This window comes from Rahnella sp. AN3-3W3, assembly GCF_003263545.1.
Lineage (GTDB): Bacteria > Pseudomonadota > Gammaproteobacteria > Enterobacterales > Enterobacteriaceae > Rahnella > Rahnella variigena.
The window spans coordinates 45,407-65,427 of record NZ_JYDG01000010.1 but is presented as its reverse complement, the minus strand read 5'-3'; the positions used below and the strand labels follow the sequence as shown (position 1 = coordinate 65,427).

Sequence of the window (20,021 nt, the reverse complement as noted above, 5' to 3'; positions counted from 1 at the left end):
GTAGAAAAATTTCACCGATTACACAAACCAGCCCCTTCTGCACCTGTTAATCAGCAGCAAGAACGCCAAGACAAACAGGAAGGGGAAAACGAAAAAAAGAACTAGGAGCTATGGTGAAGAAATCTCCATCCGACGAATTAAATTTTGAAATCAATTTCAATGCCCATCTTGCTCGAATGACTGATTCTCTAAACAGTAGGCTCGACAAATTCTGCTGTTTCATTCAGGTACTTCTGGGTGCGTCCATTTTTGCGCAAAGCGGCTATGGATGGCTGTTCGGTATAATCATCGCCGTTATGTCGGCCTTGCAACTCGCCTACAAGCCGGGCGAAGTTGCTGGCAACGCAAAGGTTCAAGCATTGAGATACCAGCAGCTCGCGGATGAACTTAGTATTCTGAGTCCAGAGGAAGTCAGGATTAAGAGAAATAAAATTGAAGAGCAGGATACATCTCCAGTTATGTCTCTTTTCAATCCGGCCAGAAAACGAACATGTATTGCTCTTTACGGTGAAGACGCAGAAAGCAATTACCGGCTCAATTTCCAAGAGCGGGTTGTCTGTTTTATTGCTGGCGGAATACCTAAGTAACCTATTCATCGCTGTTCCCTAAAAAGGCCTTAATTGGCCTTTTAAAAACGTTGCTAAACTATGCTCTTCTCGTAGCCTGCCCTCTGCATGGCTTGCTCGCACTAATACGGTCTTTCCACCCGTGCCATTCTGCCGGTGCATCTTCAACAAGCTGATCAGCAAACTTGTCCCACTCTTTACGGCTAATCCATAACTCTGCATGTCCTCCGGGCTTTAATGGATCAGCCATATAAAACGCTGGCAATTTTCCTGCTTTGGCCATCGCTACAATTGCGGCTGGGGTTTTACCCACGTAAAGCGCAAAGCCCTCCTTTGAAAGTAGGTTGCCGGGCTTTTCCGACAAACTGACTGGTTTGCGTTTAACGATACCGCCGCTTTCCCCTAAAAGTTCGTCATCATTCGACTGGTCTGATGTTTTAGCTTTCGTATTCATTTGGTATTCTCCTATTTCCTTTCCGATCTGACACCATTTAGACCTATCTAATGTCTTATCGGGTATCTCAATGCTTATAAAATAAGAGATCTGATATTTTATGTCAACTGAACAGTCAGAAAAGCTAAAGCTGATCCGTGAGTCTGAACGACTAAAAGTTAAGGAAGCCGCTGAATTAGTTGGATTAAATTATGTGACTTACCATGGCTATGAATCTGGTAAGTCGAAAATGTCTATGGAAGCGGGGATGAAGTTCTTCAAGCACCCGCGTTTTCGCAAGTATCGCGACTGGTTCATGTTTGACGAAACCGATCCCGCAACCGGCCAAATTGCGCCGGCACTCGCACACTCTGGGCAAGAAATAACAACCTCATCACATTCAGACCAAAAGATTGGCTAACCATTCACGCTGCTTATATATGCAGCCAATGTAAGGTCACCGATTGTTACAGCCACATTCAGACTGTAACGAACAGAGTAAAAACCATTGGAGGGCTTCGCTATGTCAATTAAGAAGCTCGATGATGGTCGATATGAAGTGGACGTAAGGCCGCAGGGTTCCGAGGGAAGAAGAATCCGGCGTAAATTTAATACGAAAGGTGAGGCTCAGATTTATGAGCGTCATGTGCTGGTTAACTACCATAATAAAGAGTGGTTAGAGAAACCGGCAGACCGCCGCAAGCTGACTGATTTGCTGGAATTGTGGTGGCTATACCACGGTAAGCACCATAACCGTGGTCTGATAGAAAAAGGCAGGCTTTCAGCAATCATGGTTAAGTTTGCTGAAATCGGGGTGACCAGAGCTGACCAGATAACCAAGAAAGCTATAACGGATTATCGGGTCAAGATGATGAATGAAGGCTTGAAACCAGCCAGTGTGAACCGTCATCAGGCTATATTCAGCGGCATGTTTACCAAGCTGATTGATGCCAATGAATATCACAGCGAGCATCCTTTCAGAGGCGTGAAAAAGCTTAAAGAGGCTGAGCCAGAAATGGCGTTTCTTTCCACGGAAGAAATCACGCAGTTGCTCGATATGCTTGAAGGAGACAACCGCAACGCTGTGCTGCTTTGTCTGGCCACCGGTGGTCGCTGGAGTGAAGTTGCAGATCTTAAAGCTGAGCACATTATTAACTGCATGCTGACATTCATGAAAACGAAGAATGGTAGACGCAGAACAATACCGCTGTCTGAGGGATTGGTTAAAATGGTGAAAAAACGTAGTACCGGAAAACTGTTTACGCCCAATTACGACACGGTGCGAAACACACTGCGAACTATGAAACCAGACCTACCCGCCGGACAGGCTGTCCATGTTCTGCGGCACACATTCGCCACGCATTTTATGATGAATGGAGGTAATATTATTACACTACAGCGAATTTTAGGGCATTCCACCGTACAACAGACCATGGTTTATGCGCACTTTGCACCGGACTTTTTGCAGGATGCAGTCTCATTAAACCCACTTAACGGAGTGTCCATATAATGTCCACGAATCTGCACTATTTAGGACTAAGTGAAACTTTATGAGTAACTTAACTGATTGTATTTCCACGGAAAGCACCACTGAGTCAGGGGGGCATATGTCCGTTCAAGGTCGCATCCACTCATATGAATCCTGTGGCACCGTTGACGGCCCAGGTATCCGTTTCATTGTTTTCTTTCAGGGCTGCCTGATGCGTTGCATGTATTGCCATAACCGCGATACCTGGGACACGCACGGCGGGACAGAGATCAATGTTGATGATTTAATGAAAGAAGTCGTGACCTATCGCCACTTTATGAATGCTTCAGGCGGTGGTGTGACGGCGTCAGGTGGCGAAGCCATCCTTCAGGCAGAATTTGTGCGCGACTGGTTCCGCGCCTGCCAGAAAGAAGGGATTAATACCTGTCTGGACACCAACGGTTTTGTCCGCCGTTATGATCCAGTGATCGACGAATTACTGGATGTCTCAGATCTGGTTATGCTCGATCTTAAGCAAATGAACGACGATATTCACCAGAATCTGGTCGGCGTATCTAACCACCGTACGCTGGACTTTGCCCGCTATCTGGCAAAACGTAATCAGCGCACCTGGATCCGTTATGTTGTTGTACCGGGCTGGTCAGACGATGATGAGTCTGCGCATAAACTCGGCGAGTTCACCAAAGACATGACTAACATCGAGAAGATTGAACTGTTGCCATATCATGAACTCGGCAAACATAAATGGACGGCAATGGGCGAGAAATATGGACTGGACGGCGTCAATCCGCCGACCAAAGAAATCATGGAAAGAGTGAAAAACATTCTCGCCAGCTACGGGCATAAAGTTATCTATTAAACACAGATATCCAGCCCATTAAAAAGACGCCATTTGGCGTCTTTTTTGCTTTGTGAGACTAAGATTCTCAATGAAACCATACCCAGAATAATTGGAGTTGCAATAAGGCGCCAAGTGAGGAGATCCCGATGAGCTGACATAAGTCAGTGATACGGGGCCCGGAGCGTAGCTAACGCAGTTGCAGCGTCAAGAATGAAGAGTACTACGCTGCGGCCACAGGATTATGAGTATGATCCGCTTTACGCATCAGCATCATCAGATAGACCAGCGAAACCACTGCGATCATCACAAACAGCAAACGGTCAGAATAACTCTGCATCAGCATCGCGGTCATTGTCGGTCCCGCAAGGCTGCCGATGGTGTAACTCATTAGCAACGCCTGATTCATCGCCACCAGCTCATCAGCACTCACTTTCTCACAGGCCCATGACATCGCGACCGGATACAGCGTAAAGCCCGCACATCCGAGGATAAACAGCGTCGGCGCCATCGCATACCCACTGAGCATGGCAATACTGCCGAGGATCACACAAAATATCTGGATGCGTAAAACCATCAGGCGACCATAGCGATCTGCCAAACGTCCTACCGGCCACTGTCCGATAATCCCCGCGCTGACCAGCAATGCCATCCAGTAACCTACATTCGCATCACTCATTCCCTGATGCGTCAGGAACAGCGGCATCAGACCGTAGAGTGAACCAAGGACAATACCGGAAATAATACAGCCGTTTATCCCCAGACGTGCATTACGCCGTCTGAACATCGGCATCACCGCATGGCGAGGTTGCTCACTGTCCTGATCCTCAATATGTGTTAACAGCAAAGGCAGCATCGCAATCACAATCAGTGCAGTCACCCACGGTAAAACGCTGAAGATTGCCGTTGGTACGGTTCCGACGAGTAACTGCCCTGCTACCGTTCCGATGTAATACATGATCATATACGCCGCCAGCAGCTGGCCACGGTTTTTGACTGTTCCGCTACGTAACAGCGCACTTTCCACCACCACCCAGATCAGCGCACACCCAATCCCCGCGACGAAACGCGCCGATACCCACGTCCAGAAGCTCATGGAAAGCGCCAGCCCTGCGGTGGCGACCGCAAATATTACACAGGAAAGGTAATAGCTACGGTTGAAACCGATGCGTTTTATCAGCCCGCCTGCGAGCAAAGTGCCCAGCAGGTTACCGGTAAAATACGATGAACTGACCAGCCCGACCTGCCAGGTCGGTAGCTGTTCATGGCTGAGCCAAAGGGGGACCAGCGTGTTTAAAACGGCGATAGAAATCGTCAGCAAAAGGAGTCCGCACAGGAGCAGAGAAACGGGGCGAGAATAGGCGGACATAGGACATTGATGACCACAAACAGAAGGAAATTGCGCGCATCATGCCACTGGCGGATAAAAAGTCAATCTGGCAAAAATTGACCTGAGCACAAACTGCAGAGTGATGATTGAAATCGTTAATCAAGCGCGTGTATCAGGAATCATGATGCTTTAATGACAAGTCAATATCACCATGATAACAAACGAGTTTGCATTTACCGCAACCGTTACATTTTGCGCTATCAACGCTGGGTTGATTTTGTTGATTAAAAAATATTGCAGTGCGCGGACACGCAATTTCGCACATCCTGCACAAGTCATCCATGCGACCAAGACATTGCGGCAAAATCACCGGACGCAAACCGGTATCCATCACGACAGTGGCATCCAGTGCACCATTCTCGCAGGATGACGTACAGGCGCCACAAGCATCACATTCCGCATACTCAATGGCCAGTGTCGCCTTCCCTTCACGGATACTCAAAATACCCACCGGGCAAGCCTCTCCACAGCGACCACAACCATCGCATTTTTGAATAAACAGCGACTCTGCTATTGCCTGAGGTGGACGCGCGCGCTGGCGAACCAGCAATGTTTTCTCCGGGCTGACAGTCTGTTCAATAACCTGTTTTGCGGGTGACAACAAACCGCGGAATAATCCCCGGCGGCTGACGGTTCTGCTGCTCATCCAGGTCCGGTAAAAGCCAGCGTCGCGTGGATCGCTCATCAGAAATACAGATCCGCTGTTACCACATCCAGACCCTGCTGCTGGATCCAGCCACAGAGCGTGGATTCCGCCAGTAAAGCCACACCCACGTAAAACGGATGATCAGCTTTCTGCCGCAACAATTCCAGATAACGCCCTGACCACGGCAGCAAATGCATTGTCAGAAATTCATTCAACAATGCCGGAGAGTTTTCCGCCAGCCACGCAGACATCATCAGTAGTAAACCAATGTGGTCCTCTGGTTCTGCCTGTTTCAGGTGCGGTTCGATGCCGTTTTCGCGCATCCACTGCCGAAGCGCCAGCGTTGAATCGCCAAACACGACAGACTCTTTATCCAGATAGACCGAGCCCCACGGCGGTGCTGGCAGCGCGTAAGGGCCCACAAACAGGCGCTGATAGGCGTCCGCGAGGCTTTCTTGCGCCTGATCGATCTGGCTGAAATATTCAGTAACCTGCGCTTTGGCATCTTCAGTGGCACAGGGCCACAAGGGTGCCCATTCGCTGCTTTCCAGTAATGCAATTAAGGGCTGAACTTCGCGGGAATCTGGCGGATAAAATAATACGGCACCTAAAATCTTACCGGTTAAACTGATTGACTCTGCTGACATAATTCACTCTGCTTAGAGAGAACACGCCACCGCAAGCGACGTGTTCTCTGATAAATCGGACTACTGATCGTTAGCCGCTGACGGCCATTCCCACTGTCATATGCAAACCATAGAAAATGGCACGACCAATTAGCTCACCGGCAAATACCAGTACGAACGCCAGAATCATTGATGCCAGTGCCGGACGCTTGCGCATAATCAGCGGACAGAACCAGCAGCCGAGACCGAGAATTACCAGCACCAACCGCCAGACTGACAGCGAACCATATTGCGGGATCAGGGCAGAAGCCGCCTGAACAGAACTGTTGATGCCTGCCAGACTTGCGCTTTGCAGCATAACGACCGCTATACTCACGACCAGCGCAGCAAGACTGATAACCGGCAACAGGCGCAGCCCGCAACCATTGATATTTGCACCACGAAGCAGCAGATAACCCAAAACCGGACCACCGATCAGCACCGTCAGCCCGAAATGGAAGAAGGTATACGCATTATCCCAGGTCGGCACGGTATCAATTTCATAAACGCGGCACATCGCGTAGACAAAGCCGATACCCGCCAGCATGGTGACGATCAACCAGATTTTGCCCAGTGCGCGCGGCATCTTATTAACCATCGCCAGCAGCCAGTAAATCCCGCCTAAGGCAAAGAAGAATGATCCGCTACCGATTTCATTGCTCAGCGGCGACGCCCCCAGCCGGTTCAGCGAGTTAAATGCACGCAGGGGTGAACCCAGATGCAGAACCGAAGCAACAAAAGCAATCGCCATTAGTGCCCACAGGAAGAACATCGAAAGATGTATCCTTCGGGCCTCTTCTTTACTGCGTTGGGTGAGAAGCGCAATAGCCAGCACAATAAATGCACCCACCACACACTGCCCCAGAACCGTAAAGACCATTAAAGGCCATTCATGCCATCCGTTTCCCATCTCAAACCTCCTTCGGGTTAGCCAGATAACCCGTGGTATCGCCTACAGGACGGCAATTCGCATTGGGTTTGATGACGATATTTGGGTGAGTAAAATGTGAAGCCGGCAAAGGAGCCACTTCAGCCAGATCACCGTATTTTGCACGCAGCTCTTCAATCGGCGCCATATCCAGTGCACGTAACGGGCAGGATTCCACACAAATCGGTTTCTTACCTTCCGCAATACGCTCATAGCAGCCGTCGCATTTGGTCATATGACCTTTAGCTTCGTTGTACTGTGGCGCACCGTACGGACACGCCATGTGACAATAACGGCAACCGATGCAAACGTCTTCGTTGACCACCACGAACCCATCTTCACGCTTATGCATCGCGCCGCTCGGACACACTTTGGTACAGGCTGGATCTGCGCAGTGGTTGCAGGAAATCGACAGATAATACGCGAAGACATTCTGATGCCAGCCATCGCCGTCCTTTTGCCAGTCGCCACCGGCATATTCATAGATGCGGCGGAAACTGACGTCCGGCGTTAAGTTTTTGAAATCTTTACAGGCCAGTTCGCAGGTTTTGCATCCTGTGCAGCGGCTTGAGTCAATATAAAAACCATATTGAGTTGTCATGTTTTACTCCGTTAAACCTTAGCCACTTGCACAAGGTTGGTATGAGAGGGGTTACCTTTCGCCAGCGGTGAAGGTCTTTGAGAAGTCAGTACGTTAATGCTACCCGCACGGTCGATCTTTTTGCTGTCAGGGGAATACCAGGCACCTTCTCCAAGTGCGACAACGCCCGGCATCATGCGCGGCGTCACTTTGGCAGCAATCTGAACTTCGCCACGATCGTTGAAGATGCGGATCATGTCGCCGTTGGTGATACCGCGCTGCGCAGCATCCATCGGGTTGATCCACATTTCCTGCCGGCATGCGGCTTTCAGCACATCAACGTTGCCGTAAGTGGAGTGCGTACGCGCCTTGTAGTGGAAACCGGTCAGCTGTAACGGATATTTGCTGGCCAGCGGATCGTCATAGTTTTCGAAACCAGCGGCATAGACCGGCAACGGATCAATGACATCGTCTTTAGAGAGTTCCCACTCAGAGGCAATTTTCGCCAGTTCCGCGGAGTAGATTTCGATTTTGCCAGACGGCGTGCTCAGCGGATTGGCCGCCGGATCTTCACGGAATGCTTTGTAAGCGACGTGATGCTGTTCAGGATCGCGTTTTTTGAACATGCCCTGTTTGCGGAAGGTGTCGAAATCCGGCAGTTCAGGCAATGCTTCACGGGATTGCTGATACAAATGACGCAACCACTCTTCCTGCGTACGGCCTTCGGTGAACTGCTGCTCAACACCCATACGGCGGGACAGCTCGCTGGTCATCTCATAAATGTTTTTGCACTGGAAGCGAGGCGTGATCGCCTGATCGGCAAAAATGATGTAATCCATGTTGCCGCACGACGCATCGAGGCAGAAATCCATCTGCTCAGAAGCGGTACAGTCAGGCAGGATAATGTCGGCGTATTTCGCCGAAGACGTCATGTGGTTATCAATCACCACAATCATCTCGCATTGCTGGTCATCCTGCAGAATGTTGTGGGTGCGGTTGATATCAGAATGCTGGTTAATCAGGCAGTTACCTGCGTAGTTCCAGATAAATTTGATCGGCACATCCAGCTTCGCTTTTCCGCGCACGCCATCTTTAGTGGCAGTCATTTGCGGACCACGCACAATCGCGTCCGTCCACATAAACATGGATATGCTGGTCTGAACCGGGTTTTCGAGCGTTGGCATACGAACAAACGGAATTTCGTAAGAGCCTTCGCGGGCACCGGAATTACCGCCATGAACGCCGACGTTACCGGTCAGAATTGCCAGCATAGCGATCGCACGGGTGGCAATCTCGCCATTTGCATGACGCTGCGGCCCCCAGCCCTGGGTGATAAATGCCGGTTTCGCCTGACCGATTTCTCGCCCCAGCTTGACGATTTTATCGACAGAAATACCGGTGATTTTTGATGCCCATTCCGGCGTTTTTGCCACGCCATCTGGGCCGGTTCCGAGAATATACGCTTTATAATGTGCATTCTGCGGGACACCTGCCGGTAATGTTTTTTCGTCATAACCGACGCAATATTTGTCGAGGAAAGGCTGATCGACCAGATTTTCAGTGATCATGACATGCGCAAGTGCCGCAGCCAGTGCGCCATCCGTACCCGGTCGGATCGGCACCCATTCGTCTTCACGGCCGGCACCGGTATCGGTATAACGCGGATCGACAATGATCATACGGGCGTTGGAACGCTGACGTGCCTGTTCGAGGTAATACGTCACGCCCCCGCCGCTCATGCGCGTTTCGCCCGGATTATTACCAAACAGCACCACCAGTTTGCTGTTTTCGATATCAGACGGACTGTTTCCATCCGCCCAGCCACCGTAGGTATAATTCAAACCGGCAGCGATTTGTGCCGAACTGTAGTCACCATAATGATTCAGATAACCGCCGCAGCAGTTCATCAGACGGGCAATCAGCGTTTTACCTGGCGGCCATGAACGGGTCATGGTGCCACCCAGCGTGCCGGTGCCATAATTCAGATAAATGGCCTCATTGCCATAACGGCTGATAATGCCTTTCAGGCTGCCAGCCAGGGTATCGAACGCTTCGTCCCAGCTGATTGGCTTGAATTTACCCTCGCCACGTTTCCCTACACGCTTCATCGGATACTTCAGGCGGTCAGGGTTATAAACACGGCGACGCATGGAACGCCCGCGCAGACAGGCGCGAACCTGATGCAATCCTTCATAATTATCATCACCGGTATTATCGGTTTCGACATAACGGATCTCGTTATCAACGACGTGCATTCTCAGCGGACAGCGGCTGCCGCAGTTTACGGTGCAGGCACTCCAGACAATTTTCTCGTCTGCGGTTTTAACCGAATCCTGACGTGTTTCAGCACGTATTGATTTAAACGGCAGTGATATGCCCCCGACGGCAGCTGCCATACCGGCGAGCGTAGTTCCCTTAACCAGGTCACGGCGACTGATCCCTCCGCCTGAACCCGTTTTCTTACTGTTTGAATCCGACATTACTTACTCCGTTGCGCCCTCATCTGAAGGGCGAAAATTTAACAACCATGCCATCGAGCCTGGCTCCTGGGCCGTAGCTTCTTAGACTTTTTCTATTTGAATCAAATTCGTATGCTGAGGATTTCCTTTCGCCAGCGGGGACGGGCGTTGGGTCGTCAGCGTGTTCATGCAGGCACCATGGTCAATACGGTCACCACTCATATTGGCCTGATGCCATGCGCCCTGCCCCATAGCAACAACGCCGGGCATGATGCGCGGCGTAACTTTGGCTGCCACACGCACTTCGCCACGGTCATTAAACACTTTCACTTTGTCACCGTTCTCAATACCACGGGTTTTGGCATCCAGCGGATTGATCCACACTTCCTGACGGCAGGCCGCCTGCAGCACGTCGATATTGCCGTAAGTGGAATGGGTGCGGGCTTTGTAGTGAAAGCCGAACATCTGTAGAGGGAACTGGCTGCGTTTCGGGTCATCCCAGCCTTCAAAGGTTGAGGCATAGACCGGCAGCGGGCTGATTGTTTCGTCTTTTTGCAGCTCCCATTCGCTGGCAATTTTCGCCAGTGCAGAGGAATAAATTTCGATCTTTCCTGAGGGTGTTTTCAACGGATTAGCGACAGGATCCTGACGGAATTTTTTATAGGCCACAAAATGCCCTGCCGGATCTTTACGTTTATAAATTCCCATTTCGCGCAATTCTTCATACGCAGGTAACGCCGGGTCTTTCGCCAGCATTTTGGTGTACAGATACTGCAACCATTCCCGCTGGCTGCGGCCTTCGGTGAATTTGTTGTAAACATCCGGACCAAGACGACGCGCCACTTCGCTCATCATCTCGTAAATTCCTTTGCGCTCGAATTTGGCAGAGGTCGCGGGCTGGATGAAAATCAGGTATCCCATATTGCCGGCGTAATCGTTGGGAATAATGTCTTCCTGTTCGACGGTCATAAGATCCGGCAGCAGGATATCGGCGTATTTCGCCGATGACGTCATGAAGTTTTCCAGCACCACGATCATTTCGCACTGCGAGTCATCCTGCAGAATATCGTGGGTTTTATTGATGTCGGAATGCTGGTTGGTGATGGTGTTACCGGCATAGTTCCAGATGAATTTGATCGGCACATCCAGCTTGTCTTTACCGCGCACGCCATCTGCTTTGGCAGTCATTTCAGGTCCGCGCGCAATGGCATCGGTCCAGCTAAAACAGGAAATCTGTGTCTTCACCGGATTTTCCAGCACCGGCATTCTTTCGATAGTAATGGTATAGGTTGATTCACGCGCACCACTGTTACCACCATTGATACCGACATTGCCGGTCAGAATCGGCAGCATGGCGATAGCCCGGGACGTCAGTTCACCATTGGCCTGACGCTGCGGGCCCCAGCCCTGAGAAATATAAGCAGGTTTGGCTTGTCCGATTTCCCGGGCCAGTTTAACGATGCGATCCACAGGAATGCCGGTAATACGGGATGCCCATTCAGGCGTCTTCGCCGTCGCATCTTCGCCCTGACCGAGAATGTACGCTTTGTAGTGGCTGTTTACGGGTGCATCCGCGGGCAAGGTTTTTTCGTCGTAGCCCACGCAACAGGCATCGAGGAAAGGCTGATCAACCATGTTTTCGGTGATCAGCACATGTGCAAGACCGGCGACCAGTGCAGCATCGGTTCCCGGACGGATCGGGATCCACTCATCTTCACGGCCTGCAGCAGTGTCGGTGTAGCGCGGGTCGATCACGATCATTCGGGCACTGGAACGCTGACGCGCCTGCTCCAGGTAATAGGTGATACCGCCACCGCTCATGCGTGTTTCGGCAGGATTGTTACCGAAAAGCACCACCAGCTTACTGTTTTCAATATCTGATGTGCTGTTGCCATCATTACTGCCATAAGTGTATGGCATGGCGCAGGCGATTTGCGCGGTACTGTAAGTCCCGTAATGACTGAGGAAGCCGCCGTAACAGTTCATCAGGCGGGCAACCAGCGAGGCGTAAGGGGAAGAACGGGTGATATTGCCGCCGACAACGCCGGAGGTGTAGTTGATGTACACGGCCTCATTGCCATATTTAGCAACAATACGCTTCAGGTTATTGGCGATTTCATCAAAGGCTTCTTCCCAGCTGATGCGCCTGAATTTACCTTCGCCACGTTTACCGACGCGCTTCATCGGGTAATTCAGACGCTCCGGATGGTTCATTCGCCGGCGGATTGAGCGGCCACGCAGACAGGCGCGAACCTGATGCTCACCGTAGATGTCATGTCCGGTATTATCGGTTTCAACCCAGTACACTTCATCATCACGTACATGTAATCGCAGGGCGCAGCGGCTGCCGCAGTTAACCGAGCAGGCACCCCAGACCACTTTGTCTTCAGGTGCGGAATTTTTCGCCTCACCCACAGCCTGTGCCAGTGCTTTGCGGCTGAATGGCAGAGATACGCCGCCCGCGGCAATGGCCAGTCCTGCCAGCGTTGATGTTTTCATCAGCGTCCGGCGGCTGATACCACTTTTTATCGTGATGACTTCAGGTTCGATTACCGACATTTTCCTGCTCCGGTCATAAAGTAGTTACCCACTCAGAATGCAGGGATACTACTAATAAGGAGGTAGGAAACTTTGTCTGCTATCAAAAAAGGCAGGGTTGTGTTGGCGGAAATGAGGAATTCTTAACGCAGCGCACGATTTTATGCATAAAAAAAGCGCCCTCAGGCGCTTTTTCGCTATATTACTACATATATAACGGGATTAGCCGATATATTCTAAACCGCCCATATAAGGACGTAATACTTCCGGCACTTCAATACGGCCGTCAGCCTGCTGGTAGTTTTCCAGCACAGCCACCAGCGTACGACCCACAGCCAGACCAGAACCATTCAGGGTATGAACCAGACGTGGTTTTTTGTCAGTTTTGCTGCGGCAGCGCGCCTGCATACGGCGGGCCTGGAAATCACCCATGTTTGAACATGAAGAAATTTCGCGATAAGTATCCTGCGCTGGCAGCCAGACTTCCAGATCGTAGGTTTTGCATGAGCCAAAGCCCATGTCGCCGGTACACAGCAGAACTTTGCGGTACGGCAGATTCAGCAACTGAAGCACTTTTTCTGCATGACCGGTAAGTTCTTCCAGAGCATCCATCGATTCTTCCGGACGAACAATCTGTACCATCTCGACCTTGTCAAACTGGTGCATACGGATCAGACCACGGGTATCACGACCGTAAGACCCGGCCTCTGAACGGAAGCAAGGCGTGTGCGCCGTCATTTTCAGTGGCAGAGATTCTTCTTCAAGAATTTCATCACGTGTCAGGTTGGTCAGTGGAACTTCAGCCGTCGGTATCAGCGCATAGTTGCTGCTGCCCGCTTCTTCACCGAGCGGTTTAGTATGGAACAGGTCTTCGCCAAATTTCGGCAACTGACCAGTACCGTACAACGTTTCCTGGTTGACCAGATACGGTACGTACGTTTCCAGATAACCGTGCTGTTCGGTGTGCAAGTCCAGCATGAACTGGGACAGTGCGCGATGCATACGGGCGATTTGCCCTTTCATCACTACAAAACGCGCACCGGTCAGCTTAACAGCCGCGGCAAAATCAAGACCACCGGCCATTTCGCCCAGCGACACGTGATCACGGACAGTGAAATCGTACTGACGCGGCGTACCCCAGCGGCTCACTTCCTGATTGTCGTTTTCGTCTTTACCAGCAGGTACGGAATCATCAGGCAGGTTCGGAATAGCAGAAGCGATATCACGGATATCATTTTGCAATGCTTCCAGTTCAGCCTTCGCGGCATCCAGCTTCTCACCCAGCGTATTCACTTCCAGACGCAAAGGTTCGATGTCTTCGCCACGGGCTTTTGCCTGACCGATAGTTTTCGATCGTGCGTTACGTTCAGCCTGGAGAGTTTCCGTTTCTACCTGCAAGACTTTGCGGCGTTCTTCCTGAGAACGCAGCGTTTCCACATCGAGTTTAAAACCTCTGCGAGCGAGTTTTTCTGCAACTGCGTCTAGCTCATTACGCAGCATATTGGGATCGAGCATGCTAATCCTGTACGTGTCATTATTGAATGTTATTTTGATGATGCACGCTGACTGAAACGGCAGCGTGTCAAAGAGTTATCACGGGTAACCTTACCGCAACGATAAAGTTAGCGGTAGCGTTTTGTCGGGCTATTTTGATCTTGCTCGGCAAGCCATGCCAGCTTTTCGCCGATCTTGCCTTCAAGCCCGCGTGACGTCGGGTAATAATACTGCGTACGGGCCATTTCAGGTGGGAAATAATCTTCGCCAGCCGCGTAGGCGTTGGGTTCATCATGTGCATAACGATACTCCGCACCTAACCCCATTTCTTTCATCAGCTTGGTCGGCGCATTACGCAGATGTTCCGGAACATCGTAATCCGCCATTTCGCGCGCATCGCGCATCGCCGATTTGAACGCGGTATAAACAGCATTACTTTTCGGCGCACACGCCAGATACACAATGGCCTGAGCAATCGCACGCTCACCTTCCGCCGGACCGACGCGGGTGAAACAATCCCAGGCAGAAATGGCGACCTGCATACCGCGCGGATCCGCATTGCCGACATCTTCTGAGGCAATCGCCAGCAAACGGCGCGCCACATACAGCGGATCGCCGCCAGCAGTGATGATTCTGGCATACCAGTAAAGTGCGGCATCAGGCGAGGAGCCACGGACTGATTTATGCAACGCAGAGATTAAATCGTAAAAACGATCGCCTTTATTATCGAAACGCGCACTGCGCTCACCGGCTATTTCCGTGAGCAATTCTGGCGTTAACGTCCGGTAACCTTTGCCGTCAATTTCGGCCATATCGGCCATCATCTCAATACTATTCAAAGCACGGCGCGCGTCACCATTTACCAGTTCCGAAAGCATACGGCGGGTTTCCGGCGGGACACGGATTTTTTCATTGGCATAACCGCGCTCAGCGTTGGTCAGTGCCTGATCGATCACTTTCTCAATATCTTCCGCTGTCAGTGATTTGAGCAGATAAACACGTGCGCGGGAAAGCAATGCGGAATTGAGTTCGAACGAAGGGTTTTCAGTCGTCGCACCAATGAACGTTATGGTGCCGTCTTCTATGTGCGGCAGGAAAGCATCCTGCTGACTTTTGTTGAAACGATGGACCTCATCAACGAACAAAATCGTACGACGCCCGGCATCACGATTCTGTCGGGCACGTTCAATCGCTTCACGGATATCTTTCACGCCTGATGTGACCGCCGAAATACGCTCAACATCGGCATTAGCATAGCGGCCAATCAGTTCTGCCAGCGTTGTTTTCCCGGTACCCGGCGGCCCCCACAAAATCATCGAATGCAGCTGCCCTGCTTCAATCGCCCGCGGCAGAGGTTTGCCTGGCGCTAACAGATGCTGCTGCCCGATATATTCAGCAAGGGTTACTGGCCGCATACGGGCGGCCAGTGGCTGGAATTCGTTTTGGGAAAAATCGAGTGACAGATTACTCAAACTAACCTCACTGACGCTGGTCATCCACCGTCACACCCTTAGGTGGAGTAAATTTAAATTTAGCATCATCTACAGCCGCATTTTGCTCGCCCTTCAGGGTATAAGCACTTTTTTGGCCGTCCTGCTCAACCGCAGTAAAACTTTTGATGGTGCCGGTCGGCGTGACTGTGATTGCGAATTGCTTCAGATTGCCCGTAGAAGCTTTTGGCGTTAATTCAAAATCATCGCCTTTCTGCTTCACGTTGTATTTAGCCCAGTCGCTGCTGTCGTTACGGGTGATCAGCATGAACGGCGTATTGCCGGTCGCGTTTTTCAGCCAGGTCGCCGTGACCTGCTCAACGAACGGGTTGTAGAACCACAAGGTTTTGCCGTCAGAAACCAGAATGCTTTCATCTGGCGTCGTCATATGCCAGTTAAACAGGTTCGGACGTTTGATCCAAAGCTGACCTTCGCCCTGCTGGACGGCTGCACCATCATCGCTTGTGACAGTCTGAGTGAAGCTGGCGTGGAAAGTATTGAGTTTGCCCAGACGGGATTTGAGATCACTGCTGGCGTCCGCTAATACGGAAGCGGAGGTAAATGCGGTCAGTAAACACCCTACCATTAACAATTTTTTCATTCTTATACTTACCTCAGAAATCCATAAACTTCAGACGATGCCTTTTACACAGGCAAAAGACGTATGGTGCGAACTTTATCCGAGGCAGCGCTCCGGTGGTAGCTCAATCATCTGAAAAACATGTGTTTTACGCATCTTTGCAAATATCCTTCATCATTCGAACTACCTCTGCGTTGGCTGCCTTCTATCACCCCAGTCACCTAGTAAGCTAAGCTCCTGGGGTTCGGTCAGTACCGCCCTGACTCAGCCCGAATGACTGTGGACATTAATTTTGGAAGGATTTACTCATGCGATGGCGGTGCCAGTACTTCACGGTTGCCGTTATGACCCGGCGTACTGACAATGCCCTGCGCTTCCATTTGTTCAACGATACGTGCCGCGCGGTTGTAACCAATACGGAACTGACGCTGAACGCCTGAAATTGATGCACGACGTTTGTCGACGACGAATGCCACAGCCTGATCAAACAGAGCATCAAGCTCTTCATCACCGTCCAGACCTAAACCGCCACCTTCACCATCGTCACCACCGGAAACAATGCTTTCGATGTATTTCGGACGACCGCGGGCTTTCCAGTCCTGAACTACCGCATGAACTTCCTGGTCACGGACGAACGCACCGTGAACACGCACCGGAATCGAGGAGTTTGGCGCCATGTACAACATGTCCCCCATTCCTAACAGGGATTCAGCACCGCCCTGATCCAGAATGGTACGGGAGTCGATTTTACTCGACACCGTAAAGGCAATACGGGTCGGGATGTTCGCTTTAATCAGACCGGTGATCACATCGACAGAAGGTCGCTGCGTCGCCAGAACCAGGTGAATACCTGCGGCACGGGCTTTCTGGGCCAGACGCGCGATCAGTTCTTCTACCTTTTTACCGACGGTCATCATCAGATCGGCAAACTCATCGACCATCACCACGATAAACGGTTCTTTTTGCAGGTATGGCGGCTCAGCAGCCATGCCATCACCCGGCTTCCAGAATGGATCAGGAATTGGACGTCCCATCGCTTCCGCTTCCAGAATTCGTTCGTTATAGCCCGCAAGGTTACGTACACCCAGCGCCGACATCAGTTTATAGCGACGTTCCATCTCGCCGACACACCAGCGCAGCGCATTGGCTGCATCTTTCATATCGGTGACGACTTCAGTCAGCAAATGCGGAATGCCTTCATATACCGACAACTCGAGCATTTTCGGGTCAATCATAATGAAGCGCACATCTTCCGGCTTGGATTTGTAAAGCATACTCAGGATCATGGCGTTAACGCCGACAGACTTACCGGAACCGGTCGTACCGGCCACCAGCAAGTGAGGCATTTTCGCCAAATCGGCAATAACCGGCTCACCCGAAATATCTTTACCCAGCACAATCGTCAGCGGAGACGTACTTTCTTTGAATTTCGCACAGTCCAGCACCTCCCGCAGATACACGGTCTGACGTTTCTTGTTTGGCAATTCCAGGCCGACATAAGGCTTACCGGGAATAACTTCCACGACACGCACCGCAACGGCTGACAATGAACGTGCAAGGTCACGCGAAAGGTTAGAAATACGCGCGGCTTTAACGCCCGGCGCCAGATCCAGTTCGAAACGTGTAATGACCGGACCCGGTAATTTGCCGACGACGTCTGCTTTGATGCGGTAATCATTCAGGCGGGCTTCGATAAGGTTACCCATCTGTTCCAGCGCGAACTCGTCCACAGGTTCCGCTTCCGCCGGAGGCGATGTCAGCAAATCCAGTGATGGCAGCGGCGTAGTCGGTTTCACCAGCGGCTGTTCATTACGCATCAGGAACGGGTGGATCAGGCTGTCCATGTCAGGCTGCGCCGATGGCGATGACTGACGTGGCGCTTCATATTCCTGCGCATGTTGAACCGGTTCCGAAGCCCCAGCGCGCTGATAAGGTTGCTGAGCAAACGCGGCAGGTTGCGGTTCTTCTTCCGCTTGGGCTGACAACGTGAACAATGGCTCAGACGGCGTATCGTCCACCAGATCAGCCATTGGCGAGAAGCTGAAAGCATCGTGCTGACTGAGTTTCATCGCGGCAGCAGCAAAATCATCGGCAGGAGAATGGGAAATTTCTTCCTGATTATTTTGCGAATGATGATGCTGAACCAGACCGCTTTGCGGCTCGACTTCTTGCTGATAACGAGCCTGCTCGCGCGCAGCGAAAGCACTGCGTAATTCAGCTTCCTGCAAGGCGGCTTCAGCGTCCGGTTCACTTTCAGTCACCGCATCGCCGTAACGCTCTTGCTGCTGTTCGGCAAACGCCTGCTGCAATGCGGCTTCCTGCCTGGCTTCCTCGTCGGCCTGAGCCAGAGGATCGTTATGCCAGATTTCCTGCCCGGTATTTTGCTGGGCCGCAGCTTGCGCGTTTTCCTGTTGTTCGGCCATACGCTGAGACGGCAATTTAATGCCGTACGACGCCAGCTCGCGACGCGTTGGAATACGCACCGGATTTGGACGCGGCAATTCTGGGCCAAACCCTTTTTTCACCTGCGGATTTTCATCACTCACAGCGCTGAAAGCAGGCATAAAGGTATTGGTTGCAGAAGATGCCGCAGACTGCCCTGCCTGAGCCAGCCCCGTAGCAAGTGCAGCCGTAGCAGCGACGCTGGCGGCCTGCGCGGCATCGGGTACCGGCGAACTGAAATCAAACGGTGAACGGCTGGGTTCAACGGCTGTTTGCCAGTTCCCGAGACTCGGGCCATCTTCCTGATTGCGCTCAACCGGCGCAGGAGAAGGTGATTGCTGTACCGGCTGCGGATGGCGCGGCACCGGCGTTTCTTCCGGGATTTCGAAATTATAGAGCGGCGGCGCCGTTGAAACCGGCGTAGACGGATAGGGTGAAATCTCAGCCACCGGCGGTTCTGCAGCATAAGGATCAGCTGCTGGCGCTGGTGTCACGACCGAAGCCGGTTCAGCGACTGCCGCGGCTGTTTCAGGAACAGCAAAAGAAACAGGAGCAGAAGCTGCTGGTGCTTGTGCTGCTGGATGCTCATTAACTGAAGGCGCAGAGAACAGCACGTCATCGTCATCGGTTTCCGCAGTCGCTGCGGAAGCCGCAGGGATCGCCGCTGCACCTGCGACGACAGGAGCAACTTTAGCTACCGGTTTGGCTTCGTCGTCTTCGAGTAACGGATCGTCGTGCTCGTCGTAGTCATAATCATCGTCACGACGGGAACGGTTGGTCACGATGTTGGTGACACCGAGCACGGCACCGCCAATTTTCTCGGCAATGGTCAGCCATGACCAGCCGGTAAACAGTGTCAGTCCGGCTGCCCACACACATAACAACACCAGCGTCGCACCCACGTTGTTGAAATACGGCGTCATCGCTGTACTCAACAAACTGCCGATGACACCACCGGAAGCGAAGTAGTAAAGGTCATCAATATTGACTGATGCCAGACCACAAGACGTGACAATGAGCGCCAGCGTCCCGATAAGGCGCAGCGAAAGGGCAAAATAATCGACGAAATCCTGTTTATCCCGCTGACGAAACGCCGCCCAGCAGAGGCATAGAATAATTGGGGGAATAGCGTAACCAAATACGCCAAAGATGAAGAACAGCGTGTCAGCCATCCAGGCTCCCACACCACCGCCCCAGTTATGAATTGGCCCATGCCATGCGGTCTGAGACCAGCTTGGATCAGAGGGGTTAAAACTCACCAATGCCGCCATTAAATAAGCAGCAAAAATCGCTACCACCACCAGCAAAGCCTCCAGAAGACGGCGACCATTGCTCAGCTTTTTAAGGGTAACTTCTTTATCTTCTGTATATTCCTGGCTCAAGAAAGGCTCTCCAGGTTCCTGTGAACTGAGAAAAAGCAACAGCGCCGAGAGTCCCCGGCGCCATAGCTGTATAGATACACAGGAGTGTAGCTAAAATTACA

Annotated in this window: 16 protein-coding genes; 4 read left to right on the top strand and 12 right to left on the bottom strand. The window is 51.6% G+C overall.

Annotated features, from left to right (window positions below; translation table 11 throughout):
* Positions 1 to 110 precede the first annotated feature (110 nt).
* Entirely contained in the window at positions 111 to 587 is a 477-nt protein-coding gene (locus tag UC15_RS04435) for a hypothetical protein (protein ID WP_112287310.1), read from the top strand.
* 58 nt (positions 588 to 645) lie between these two features.
* Here UC15_RS04435 and UC15_RS04430 read toward each other — a convergent pair whose 3' ends face one another.
* On the bottom strand, positions 646 to 1,020 hold the full coding sequence (locus UC15_RS04430; protein ID WP_112287309.1) for a Cox family DNA-binding protein: 375 nt from the start codon (positions 1,018 to 1,020) through the stop codon (positions 646 to 648).
* A 100-nt stretch (positions 1,021 to 1,120) separates the two neighbouring features.
* Between UC15_RS04430 and UC15_RS04425 the strand changes: the two genes are divergently transcribed.
* From UC15_RS04425 to pflA, 3 genes are all read left to right on the top strand, one after another.
* Positions 1,121 to 1,420: a helix-turn-helix transcriptional regulator gene (locus tag UC15_RS04425; protein WP_112287308.1), complete on the top strand. Its 300-nt coding sequence runs from the start codon at positions 1,121 to 1,123 to the stop codon at positions 1,418 to 1,420.
* A 102-nt stretch (positions 1,421 to 1,522) separates the two neighbouring features.
* The gene (locus tag UC15_RS04420; RefSeq protein ID WP_112287307.1) at positions 1,523 to 2,509 is read left to right on the top strand and encodes a tyrosine-type recombinase/integrase; all 987 of its coding nucleotides are present in this window, start codon (positions 1,523 to 1,525) and stop codon (positions 2,507 to 2,509) included.
* 97 nt (positions 2,510 to 2,606) lie between these two features.
* The gene (pflA, locus tag UC15_RS04415; protein WP_120161208.1) at positions 2,607 to 3,347 is read left to right on the top strand and encodes a pyruvate formate lyase 1-activating protein; all 741 of its coding nucleotides are present in this window, start codon (positions 2,607 to 2,609) and stop codon (positions 3,345 to 3,347) included.
* A 202-nt stretch (positions 3,348 to 3,549) separates the two neighbouring features.
* Here pflA and UC15_RS04410 read toward each other — a convergent pair whose 3' ends face one another.
* The 11 genes from UC15_RS04410 to UC15_RS04360 form a co-directional block, all read right to left on the bottom strand.
* Positions 3,550 to 4,695, bottom strand: coding sequence for an MFS transporter (locus UC15_RS04410; RefSeq protein ID WP_112287305.1), 1,146 nt, complete (start codon positions 4,693 to 4,695; stop codon positions 3,550 to 3,552).
* A 133-nt stretch (positions 4,696 to 4,828) separates the two neighbouring features.
* Positions 4,829 to 5,401: a ferredoxin-type protein NapF gene (locus tag UC15_RS04405; protein ID WP_112287304.1), complete on the bottom strand. Its 573-nt coding sequence runs from the start codon at positions 5,399 to 5,401 to the stop codon at positions 4,829 to 4,831.
* Positions 5,401 to 6,009, bottom strand: coding sequence for a Tat proofreading chaperone DmsD (gene dmsD, locus UC15_RS04400; protein ID WP_112287303.1), 609 nt, complete (start codon positions 6,007 to 6,009; stop codon positions 5,401 to 5,403). The genes UC15_RS04405 and dmsD overlap by 1 nt, the downstream gene beginning before the upstream one ends.
* Before the next feature lie 70 nt (positions 6,010 to 6,079).
* The gene (locus UC15_RS04395; protein ID WP_112287302.1) at positions 6,080 to 6,937 is read right to left on the bottom strand and encodes a dimethyl sulfoxide reductase anchor subunit family protein; all 858 of its coding nucleotides are present in this window, start codon (positions 6,935 to 6,937) and stop codon (positions 6,080 to 6,082) included.
* 1 nt (position 6,938) lies between these two features.
* Positions 6,939 to 7,556: a DMSO/selenate family reductase complex B subunit gene (locus UC15_RS04390; RefSeq protein ID WP_095922658.1), complete on the bottom strand. Its 618-nt coding sequence runs from the start codon at positions 7,554 to 7,556 to the stop codon at positions 6,939 to 6,941.
* Positions 7,557 to 7,567: 11 nt separating this feature from the next.
* Entirely contained in the window at positions 7,568 to 10,015 is a 2,448-nt protein-coding gene (gene dmsA, locus UC15_RS04385) for a dimethylsulfoxide reductase subunit A (protein ID WP_112287301.1), read from the bottom strand.
* Between the two features lie 81 nt (positions 10,016 to 10,096).
* Positions 10,097 to 12,553 carry a selenate/tellurate reductase subunit YnfE gene (ynfE, locus tag UC15_RS04380; RefSeq protein ID WP_112287300.1) on the bottom strand — a complete coding sequence of 819 codons (2,457 nt, stop codon included), beginning with the start codon at positions 12,551 to 12,553 and terminating at the stop codon, positions 10,097 to 10,099.
* A gap of 201 nt (positions 12,554 to 12,754) precedes the next feature.
* Complete coding sequence (gene serS / locus UC15_RS04375) at positions 12,755 to 14,047, bottom strand: serine--tRNA ligase (protein ID WP_112287299.1); 1,293 nt, start codon at positions 14,045 to 14,047, stop codon at positions 12,755 to 12,757.
* Positions 14,048 to 14,154: 107 nt separating this feature from the next.
* Positions 14,155 to 15,498, bottom strand: a complete 1,344-nt coding sequence (locus UC15_RS04370) for a replication-associated recombination protein A (RefSeq protein ID WP_112287399.1) — start codon at positions 15,496 to 15,498, stop codon at positions 14,155 to 14,157.
* Between the two features lie 7 nt (positions 15,499 to 15,505).
* Positions 15,506 to 16,117 (bottom strand): outer membrane lipoprotein chaperone LolA, encoded by a 612-nt coding sequence (gene lolA, locus UC15_RS04365; RefSeq protein ID WP_112287298.1) that lies wholly within the window; start codon positions 16,115 to 16,117, stop codon positions 15,506 to 15,508.
* 281 nt (positions 16,118 to 16,398) lie between these two features.
* Positions 16,399 to 19,920, bottom strand: coding sequence for a DNA translocase FtsK 4TM domain-containing protein (locus UC15_RS04360; RefSeq protein ID WP_112287297.1), 3,522 nt, complete (start codon positions 19,918 to 19,920; stop codon positions 16,399 to 16,401).
* Positions 19,921 to 20,021: the final 101 nt, after the last annotated feature.

Coding starts and splice junctions, on each gene's coding strand:
- dmsA (WP_112287301.1), bottom strand. CDS start 10,015: ATGTCGGATTCAAACAGTAAGAAAACGGGTTCAGGCGGAGGGATCAGT.
- serS (WP_112287299.1), bottom strand. CDS start 14,047: ATGCTCGATCCCAATATGCTGCGTAATGAGCTAGACGCAGTTGCAGAA.
- UC15_RS04425 (WP_112287308.1), top strand. CDS start 1,121: ATGTCAACTGAACAGTCAGAAAAGCTAAAGCTGATCCGTGAGTCTGAA.
- UC15_RS04395 (WP_112287302.1), bottom strand. CDS start 6,937: ATGGGAAACGGATGGCATGAATGGCCTTTAATGGTCTTTACGGTTCTG.
- UC15_RS04430 (WP_112287309.1), bottom strand. CDS start 1,020: ATGAATACGAAAGCTAAAACATCAGACCAGTCGAATGATGACGAACTT.
- lolA (WP_112287298.1), bottom strand. CDS start 16,117: ATGAAAAAATTGTTAATGGTAGGGTGTTTACTGACCGCATTTACCTCC.
- UC15_RS04390 (WP_095922658.1), bottom strand. CDS start 7,556: ATGACAACTCAATATGGTTTTTATATTGACTCAAGCCGCTGCACAGGA.
- UC15_RS04405 (WP_112287304.1), bottom strand. CDS start 5,401: ATGAGCGATCCACGCGACGCTGGCTTTTACCGGACCTGGATGAGCAGC.
- UC15_RS04410 (WP_112287305.1), bottom strand. CDS start 4,695: ATGTCCGCCTATTCTCGCCCCGTTTCTCTGCTCCTGTGCGGACTCCTT.
- UC15_RS04420 (WP_112287307.1), top strand. CDS start 1,523: ATGTCAATTAAGAAGCTCGATGATGGTCGATATGAAGTGGACGTAAGG.
- UC15_RS04435 (WP_112287310.1), top strand. CDS start 111: ATGGTGAAGAAATCTCCATCCGACGAATTAAATTTTGAAATCAATTTC.
- pflA (WP_120161208.1), top strand. CDS start 2,607: ATGTCCGTTCAAGGTCGCATCCACTCATATGAATCCTGTGGCACCGTT.
- ynfE (WP_112287300.1), bottom strand. CDS start 12,553: ATGTCGGTAATCGAACCTGAAGTCATCACGATAAAAAGTGGTATCAGC.
- dmsD (WP_112287303.1), bottom strand. CDS start 6,009: ATGTCAGCAGAGTCAATCAGTTTAACCGGTAAGATTTTAGGTGCCGTA.